This is a genomic window from Streptomyces tricolor (assembly GCF_002155905.1).
Taxonomy (GTDB): domain Bacteria; phylum Actinomycetota; class Actinomycetes; order Streptomycetales; family Streptomycetaceae; genus Streptomyces; species Streptomyces tricolor.
The window spans coordinates 1-1,451 of record NZ_MUMF01000919.1 but is presented as its reverse complement, the minus strand read 5'-3'; the positions used below and the strand labels follow the sequence as shown (position 1 = coordinate 1,451).

The following is a 1,451-nucleotide window of genomic DNA, read 5'->3' as shown; positions in this document are numbered from 1 at the left end:
CCCTGATCCCCGTGCTGCCGCGCTCGAGTGAGGTGGTGTCCGATGGCAGCAGATCCCTCCTCCCCGACCCCCTCAGGACCGGCAGCGGACGGGCGGCGCTCCGGCCGTGGCGGGCGGCTGACGCTGTGGGGAGTGGCGGCCGTCTTCCTCGCCGTCAGCATGTTCGGCGGTCATGAGACGCCCGATGAGACACCGGCGGCGCCCCGGGCCTCGGGCGCCGGTGCCGTCGCACCGGCCGACCCGCGGCAGCCCGGCGAGCCACGGCAGTCCGGCGAGCCACCGCGGTCCGCCGAGCCGCTGCCCCGGTCCGCGCCGACCCGCCTGCGGATCCCGAAGATCTCCGTGGACGCCCCGTTCACCGCCCTGGCCATCGGCGCCTCGGGCCAGTTGCAGCCGCCGCCCGCCGCCGACACCAACCTCGTCGGCTGGTACGCCGACGGCACCTCGCCCGGCGAGGAGGGCACCGCGATCATCGCCGGGCACGTCGACACGATGACCTCCGCGGCCGTCTTCGCCGAGCTGGACCGGCTGCGGCCCGGCGACCGGTTCTCCGTCGAGCGGGCCGACGGGCGCACGGCCGAGTTCGTCGTGGACAGCGCCGAGACCTTCGCCAAGGACGACTTCCCCAGCGAGCGGGTGTACGCGGACGCCTCGCGCCCCGAGGTCCGGCTCATCACCTGCGCCGGGGACTACGACCGCACGGTGCGGGACTACACGGACAACCTGGTCGTCTTCGCCCACCTGGAGTGAGCCGCCGGGGCCCCGGTCAGGCGGCGCGGCCGGCGAAGGGGCCGTCCGCGGCGAAGGCCAGCGCCGCGAACCGTTCGCCGATCCTGCGGTGCCCGGCGGTGTCCGGGTGCAGTCCGTCGGGCAGCGGCAGCTCGGCGAAGTCGGCCTCGCCGTACAGCTCCCGGCCGTCCAGGTGGTACAGCCGCGGGTCCTCGGCCGCCCGCTCGCGCACGATCCGGGCCAGTTCCTCGCGGACCGCCTCCAGGGTGAGCTTCCCGGCCGCCCGCTCGGCCGGATCCCCGGTGGCCCGGTACCGCACCCGCCCCTCGCCCAGCGCTGCCAGGTCCATGGCGGTGGGGCCGGGGGTCTCCTCGTGCATCGGGCACAGCACCGGCGAGACGACGAGCAGCGGGGTGTCGGGGTGGCCCTCGCGGACGGTGTCGAGGAAGCCGTGCACGGCCGGGCCGAAGGCGCGCAGCCGCATCACGTCGGTGTTGACCACGTTGATGCCGAGCTTGACGCTGATCAGGTCGGCGGGTGTGTCACGCAGCGCGCGGGCGGTGAACGGGTCCAGCAGCGCGCTGCCGGCCAGTCCGAGGTTGATCAGCTCCACGCCGCCCAGGGACGCGGCCAGCGCCGGCCAGGTGGTGGTGGGGCTCGCCGCGTCGGAGCCGTGGCTGATCGAACTGCCGTGGTGCAGCCACACCCGGCGGCCCCGGTCC

Annotated in this window: 2 protein-coding genes; one reads left to right on the top strand and one right to left on the bottom strand. The window is 75.5% G+C overall.

Going from position 1 to position 1,451, the window contains the following annotated elements; genetic code table 11:
* Positions 1–42: 42 nt before the first annotated feature.
* Positions 43–750 carry a class F sortase gene (locus CCN44_RS41495; RefSeq protein WP_086704380.1) on the top strand — a complete coding sequence of 236 codons (708 nt, stop codon included), beginning with the start codon at positions 43–45 and terminating at the stop codon, positions 748–750.
* A gap of 16 nt (positions 751–766) precedes the next feature.
* On the opposite strand, the gene CCN44_RS41490 is transcribed toward CCN44_RS41495, so the two are convergent.
* The coding region (locus CCN44_RS41490) for a GDSL-type esterase/lipase family protein (RefSeq protein ID WP_244204066.1) at positions 767–1,451 on the bottom strand (685 nt) is incomplete at its 5' end.